General features: G+C 60.3%; 4 protein-coding genes. 2 read left to right on the top strand and 2 right to left on the bottom strand.

Features of this window, described 5'->3' with window-relative positions; translation table 11 throughout:
• Positions 1 to 131: 131 nt before the first annotated feature.
• Positions 132 to 3026, bottom strand: a complete 2895-nt coding sequence (locus ACW9JC_RS27355) for a ribonucleoside-diphosphate reductase subunit alpha (protein WP_338582505.1) — start codon at positions 3024 to 3026, stop codon at positions 132 to 134.
• Between the two features lie 737 nt (positions 3027 to 3763).
• On the opposite strand from ACW9JC_RS27355, the gene ACW9JC_RS27350 reads away from it, so the two are divergent.
• Complete coding sequence (locus tag ACW9JC_RS27350; RefSeq protein WP_457458909.1) at positions 3764 to 4486, top strand: response regulator; 723 nt, start codon at positions 3764 to 3766, stop codon at positions 4484 to 4486.
• A complete protein-coding gene (locus ACW9JC_RS27345) occupies positions 4483 to 6093 on the top strand; it encodes an ATP-binding protein (protein WP_416130573.1) in 1611 nt (536 codons plus the stop codon). The genes ACW9JC_RS27350 and ACW9JC_RS27345 overlap by 4 nt, the downstream gene beginning before the upstream one ends.
• 141 nt (positions 6094 to 6234) lie before the next feature.
• On the opposite strand, the gene ACW9JC_RS27340 is transcribed toward ACW9JC_RS27345, so the two are convergent.
• A complete protein-coding gene (locus ACW9JC_RS27340; protein WP_457458911.1) occupies positions 6235 to 6960 on the bottom strand; it encodes a 4'-phosphopantetheinyl transferase family protein in 726 nt (241 codons plus the stop codon).
• Positions 6961 to 7061: the final 101 nt, after the last annotated feature.

The raw sequence follows: 7061 nt of genomic DNA, 5'->3' as shown, positions 1-7061 counted from the left end.
CGCATTACAATGTAGGAGCTGTCGAGTGAAACGAGGCTGCGATCTTTTAAAGGTCAAAAGAAAACCCCCGACAATCCAGAGGACTGATCGGGGGTTTCAGATAAGCGCCTTGCGGCGCCTATTGGCTCAGCTTATTGGCAAGCTTCGCAATCCGGCTCGTCGATGGCGCAAGCCTTCGGCACTGGAGCTGGACCGGCAGGTGCTGCCAGGACCGAGTCGTCACCGTGGTTGCCGCCGCTGGAAACAGCGTTCAGCTTGCCGGTGTTGATGGTCGACTTCTCGGTGCTGGTCGCGGCCAGGGCACGGAGGTAGTAAGTGGTTTTCAGACCACGGTACCAGGCCATGCGGTAGGTCACGTCCAGTTTCTTGCCCGAAGCGCCAGCGATGTACAGGTTCAGCGATTGAGCCTGGTCGATCCACTTCTGACGACGGCTTGCCGCGTCAACGATCCACTTGGTGTCCACTTCGAATGCAGTCGCGTAGAGCTCTTTGAGTTCTTGCGGGATGCGCTCGATCTGCTGCACGGAACCGTCGTAGTACTTCAGGTCGTTGATCATGACCGAGTCCCACAGACCGCGAGCCTTGAGGTCGCGAACCAGGTACGGGTTGATCACGGTGAATTCGCCCGACAGGTTCGATTTCACATAGAGGTTCTGGTAGGTCGGTTCGATCGACTGCGATACGCCAGTGATGTTGGCGATGGTCGCGGTCGGTGCGATGGCCATGATGTTGGAGTTACGGATACCTTTCTGCACACGGGCGCGAACCGGTGCCCAGTCCAGGGTTTCCTTCAGGTCAACGTCAATGTACTTTTGGCCACGGGCTTCGATCAGGATCTGTTGCGAATCCAGCGGCAGGATGCCTTTGGACCACAGCGAACCCTGGAACGTCTCGTAGGCGCCACGCTCGTCAGCCAGGTCGCAGGACGCCTGGATCGCGAAGTAGCTGACCGCTTCCATGGACGTGTCGGCGAACTGTACGGCGGCATCGGAACCGTAAGGAATGTGCTGCAGGTACAGCGCATCCTGGAAGCCCATGATGCCCAGGCCGACCGGACGGTGCTTGAAGTTGGAGTTCTTCGCTTGCGGCACCGAGTAGTAGTTGATGTCGATCACGTTATCGAGCATGCGCACGGCGGTGTTCACGGTGCGTTCCAGCTTGGCGGTGTCCAGCTTGCCGTTGACGATGTGGTTCGGCAGGTTGATCGAGCCCAGGTTGCAAACGGCGATCTCGTCCTTGTTGGTGTTCAAGGTGATCTCGGTGCACAGGTTCGAGCTGTGGACTACGCCGACGTGCTGCTGCGGGCTGCGCAGGTTGCACGGGTCTTTGAAGGTCAGCCATGGGTGGCCGGTTTCAAACAGCATGGACAGCATCTTGCGCCACAGGTCTTTGGCCTGGATGGTCTTGAACAGCTTGATCTTGCCTGGGTACTGAGACAGGGCTTCGTAGTACTCGTAACGCTCTTCGAAAGCCTTGCCGGTCAGGTCGTGCAGGTCCGGAACTTCGGAAGGCGAGAACAGGGTCCACGGACCATCATCGAAGACGCGCTTCATGAACAGGTCAGGGATCCAGTTGGCGGTGTTCATGTCGTGGGTACGACGACGATCATCACCGGTGTTCTTGCGCAGCTCGATGAACTCTTCGATGTCCATGTGCCAGGTTTCCAGGTAGGCACAGACAGCGCCCTTGCGCTTGCCACCCTGGTTAACGGCAACGGCAGTGTCGTTCACCACTTTCAGGAACGGAACCACGCCTTGGGATTTGCCGTTGGTGCCCTTGATGTACGAACCCAATGCGCGAACCGGAGTCCAGTCGTTGCCCAGGCCACCGGCGAATTTCGACAGCATGGCGTTGTCATGGATCGCGTGGTAGATGCCCGACAGGTCATCCGGCACGGTGGTCAGGTAGCAGCTCGACAGCTGTGGACGCAGGGTACCGGCGTTGAACAGGGTCGGGGTCGACGACATGTAGTCGAAGGACGACAGCAAGTTGTAGAACTCGATCGCACGGTCTTCTTTGTTCTTCTCTTCGATCGCCAGGCCCATGGCCACGCGCATGAAGAAGATCTGCGGCAGTTCGAAACGCACGCCATCCTTGTGGATGAAGTAACGGTCGTACAGGGTTTGCAGGCCCAGGTAAGTGAACTGCTGATCGCGCTCGTGGTTGATTGCCTTGCCGAGTTTTTCCAGGTCGAAGGACGCCAGGACCGGGTTCAGCAATTCGAATTCGATACCCTTGGCGATGTAGGCCGGCAGGGCCTTGGCGTACAGGTCGACCATTTCGTGGTGGGTAGCGCTTTCGGCCACGCCGAGGAAGCCCAGGCCTTCGGCACGCAGGGTGTCCATCAGCAGGCGGGCGGTCACGAACGAGTAGTTCGGCTCACGCTCAACCAGGGTACGGGCGGTCATCACCAGAGCGGTGTTGACGTCGGTCAGCGCCACGCCGTCGTACAGGTTTTTCAGGGTTTCGCGCTGGATCAGGTCGCCGTCGACTTCTTCCAGGCCTTCGCACGCTTCGGTGACGATGGTGTTCAGGCGGCCCATGTCCAGAGGAGCAAAGGAGCCATCGGCGCGGGTGATGCGGATCGACGGGTGAGCGTTGACCGCTTCTTCGGCCGGTGCGTGGGCAGCGCGTTCTTTCGAACGACCGTCACGGTAGATCACGTAGTCGCGAGCGACTTTCTGCTCGCCGGCACGCATCAGGGCCAGTTCGACCTGGTCCTGGATTTCTTCGATGTGGATGGTGCCGCCCGATGGCATGCGACGCTTGAACGTGGCGGTGACCTGTTCGGTCAGGCGGGCCACGGTGTCGTGGATTCGCGACGAAGCGGCAGCGGTGCCGCCTTCAACTGCGAGGAACGCTTTGGTGATGGCGACGGTGATCTTGTCATCGGTGTAAGGAACGACAGTGCCGTTACGCTTGATCACGCGCAGTTGGCCAGGCGCGGTGGCGGACAGATCCTGATTCGAATCGGTAGCCTGCGGCAAGGTGCCCTGCGGGTTCTCGCGAGTTGTGTCGGTTTGCATGGGGGGTTGTCTCCACATTCTCTATGTTTGTTTGGGCACCATCACAGTGCCCACCGTTCCGTCCTGAAGCACTACAACCGGCGAGGGCCGGGCATACCAACTTCGGGACAGATCAGGAAGGGGGCTATTGGGCGCCGCTTCCATGCCGAAGTCTTTGGTCTCACGCCTGGGGCGCAAGACCGGGGTCCTTTGAGGTGACAGTTCAGGACTGCAACACCCGTACCGTTTTCACCACTTTGGGCCGAAATACAGTAGCCATCCGCACGCGCGGTTTGGACTTTCGAAAATACGTTTGAATCAACCGGACAGAGGCAAGAAAAGCGCTTGAAATTGGTGTCCGGTTTGTGTTTGGTTTTTTGCGCTAAACCCTACATCTAGGGTTTTTTTGGCGCTGGGGTACAAGATAATGCGTTTTGGGGGGCGATTGCAACGTACTACCTGTGGATAAACCTGTGCGTAAATTGTGTGTGAAAGGGCCAATCGGCGTGTAGGCCGCGATGCTGCTGGACCGGACCTTTTTTCAGCATTTTTCAACGATCGAAAACGGCCGGACGGATTTTTAAGGGCGCGAACCCTATCACAAAAAAACGTCATCTCCGAACGCATTTACCGGCTTGTGTTCTGTGCGGGCGACGTTCTATACAATCGGTCGGCGTGTATGCAATTTATCCCCCGAATCATTACAAAAAGACGGGCGGATCCTTCCTTATTAGTGTCATTGGCAAACAGAGGTCACCGTGGAGCAAGAAGCCTGGCAAATATTGATTGTCGAAGACGACCAGCGTCTGGCCGAACTGACCCGCGACTACCTGGAAGCCAATGGCCTGCGCGTGTCGATCGAGGGCAACGGCGCCCTGGCGGCGGCGCGCATCATCAAGGAACAACCGGACCTGGTGATCCTCGACCTGATGCTTCCCGGTGAAGACGGCCTGAGCATTTGCCGCAAGGTCCGCGACCGCTACGACGGCCCGATCCTGATGCTCACCGCGCGCAGCGACGATACCGACCAGATCCTCGGCCTCGACCTGGGCGCCGACGACTACGTGTGCAAACCGGTGCGCCCGCGCTTGCTGCTGGCGCGCATCCAGGCGTTGCTGCGACGCAGCGAGGCGCCGGAACCGGTGCCGGAAAAACAACGGCGCCTGCAATTCGGCCCGCTGGTGGTGGATAACGCCCTGCGCGAAGCCTGGCTGAATGACAACGGCATTGAACTGACCAGCGCCGAGTTCGATTTGCTCTGGCTGCTGGTGGCCAACGCCGGGCGCATTCTGTCCCGGGAAGAGATCTTCACCGCGCTGCGCGGTATCGGTTATGACGGCCAGGACCGTTCCATCGACGTGCGTATTTCGCGCATCCGTCCGAAGATCGGCGATGACCCGGATCATCCGCGGCTGATCAAGACCGTGCGCAGCAAAGGCTACCTGTTCGTTCCCGAGGCTTGCGTAGACCAAATCCTGTGAACTCGATCTTCCTGCGTATTTATGGCGGCATGTGCGCCGCGCTGATTCTGGTGGCGGTGCTTGGCGTGCTGGCCTTGCACATGCTCAACCAGGTGCGCAGCGAGCAATACCGCGAGCGTCTGGCCCACGGCACGTTTTCGCTGATGGCCGACAACCTGCAACCGATGAACCAGACCGAGCGCCACCGGGCGTTGCTGGTGTGGGAGCGGTTGCTGGGCATTCCGCTGGCGCTGAAAACCTTCAACGAGACCGACCTCGACATCCGGCAGCGCACCCGCGTGCTGCATGGCGAGGCACTGGTGGAGCAGACCGGGCCACATGCGGCGAAGGTTTATCGGCTGGTCAGTGACAAGGAACAACTGGTCCTCACGGGGGAAGTGCAGCAGATCAGCGAGCAACTGGCCCGGGCGACCATCTACCTGTTGGTGGACGAACTGGTGCGCTACCCGGTGGGCGAGCAGCCGGTGCGCCTGGCGCAATTGAAGCAAGACAAGGGTTTTGGTTTCGACTTGCGCCTGGTCACGGTCGAAGACGCCGACATGGACGAAGACCAGAGTCGCCGCGTGTCCGAAGGCGACACGGTGATGGCGCTGGGCAAGGGCGGCGATTCGATCCGCGTGTTCGCCGGTATGGTCGGCACGCCGTGGGTGCTGGAAATCGGCCCGTTGTACCAGATGAATCCTTATCCGCCGGAATGGCTGGTGCTGATTGCCGCGCTGGGCCTGACCCTGATCGGTTTGATCGTCTATCTATTGGTGCGGCAACTTGAACGACGCTTGCGCGGTCTGGAAGCGGCGGCCACGCGCATCGCCAAAGGCAGCCTGGAAACCCGCGTTCCGGCGCGCGGCGCGGACTCGGTCGGGCGACTGGCGTCGGCGTTCAACGGCATGGCCGAGCATCTGCAGCAACTGCTGGCGATCCAGCGTGAACTGGTGCGTGCGGTGTCCCACGAATTGCGCACGCCGGTGGCGCGTTTGCGCTTTGGCCTGGAGATGATCGGCTCGGCCACCACCCCGCAAGCCCTGGAAAAATACTGCGAAGGCATGGACCACGACATCGAAGACCTCGATCGTCTGGTGGACGAGATGCTGACCTATGCACGACTGGAGCAAGGGTCCCCGGCGCTGAATTTTCAGCGCATCGATCTGGATGCGCTGGTCAATCAGGTGATCGAGGAACTCGCGCCGTTGCGTGCCGACGTCACGGTGCAGCGCGGCTTGTGCCTGTCGGCGGCCGATAACGACGACGCCTGGGTCGAGGCCGAGCCGCGTTACCTGCACCGGGCGATTCAGAACCTGGTGACCAACGCCATGCGCCACGCGCAGTCACGGGTGACCATCAGCTATCAGGTGGGGCAGCAGCGCTGTCGGGTGGATGTCGAGGATGACGGGCCGGGCGTGCCGGAAATCGCCTGGGAGAAAATTTTCACGCCGTTCCTGCGCCTCGACGACAGTCGAACCCGTGCGTCGGGTGGTCATGGATTGGGGTTGTCGATCGTGCGGCGAATCATCCATTGGCATGACGGGCGGGCGTTGATCGGCAAGAGCAAGAGTCTGGGCGGGGCCTGTTTCAGTTTGAGTTGGCCGAGGAATCAGGAGAAACGTTGAGGGCCATGGTGTCAGTTCCGACCTCATCGCGGGCAAGCCTTGCTCCTACAGGTTCTGTGTTGATTGCGAAATCGGCGAACGCTTCGATTCTGTAGGAGCAAGGCTTGCCCGCGATGAGGTCCTTGCAAACACCATAAGACTTCAGGCCTTGATGCTTACCAGACTCAACAACTGCCCATCCCGCACCCCGAACTGCGCCTCCAGCTCGGTGCCGTTGCACCATTCACTGGACAGGTCCGTCAGCAATCGCAACCGCACTTCACCCGCCTCAGTCCATTCCAGCACTTCAGCGTGTTCAAAGTAAAAGCGTTGCTGGACGATCGGATAGAGCGCCTTGAACAGGCTTTCCTTCACCGAAAAGGTCAGGGTCACCATTAACGCCAGTTGCTCGCGCGGGCCGGCGGCCATGCGCTGTAGCTCGGGTGGGGTGAGGATTTCCCCGGCCAGGCGCTCGGCGCGTTCGACGTTGAGCAGGTTTTCCAGGTCCATGCCCAAACCGCGCCAGTGGCTTTTGTTCGCGACGATCGCTGCGGCCCGGCCGGTGCTGTGGGTGATCGAACCGGTGATATGCGCTGGCCAGACAGGCGCCCGGTCTTCGCCGATGGCCGGGCTGAAACTCAGGCCTTCCAGTTGTTGCAGCGCGGCGCGAGCGCAAATTCGACCGGCGAGAAACTCCGCCTGCCGCTTGGCGACGGAACGCTGGATGCTCGCCGGCGCCTCGATGGCGCTGCGCTGGAAGTCATCGCCAAGCAGTTGCGTGGGATTGAAGTGGGTGCTCAACAGCACCGCATCGGGCAGCACAACCGGCAGCGGCCAATGGGCATCGAGGGGCGTGCAGCAGGCGGGCAGGGCGGGGACGGGATTCATGTCGGGCATTTTGCCGGGTTGGGTTGCGGCTGGGTAGTGCAAAAGGTTCAGAACAGCAGCGCGGCCATCGCGAGCAGGCTCACTCCTACATTGAAACGCAT

The sequence above is a fragment of the Pseudomonas sp. SDO5591_S426 genome (genome assembly GCF_054070755.1).
Note: the sequence above shows the minus strand (reverse complement) of the source record. Positions and strands in the feature narration are given on the sequence as shown.

Excerpts from the sequence above, each read along its gene's own strand:
- ACW9JC_RS27355 (WP_338582505.1), bottom strand. The coding sequence starts at position 3,026 with ATGCAAACCGACACAACTCGCGAGAACCCGCAGGGCACCTTGCCGCAG.
- ACW9JC_RS27340 (WP_457458911.1), bottom strand. The coding sequence starts at position 6,960 with ATGAATCCCGTCCCCGCCCTGCCCGCCTGCTGCACGCCCCTCGATGCC.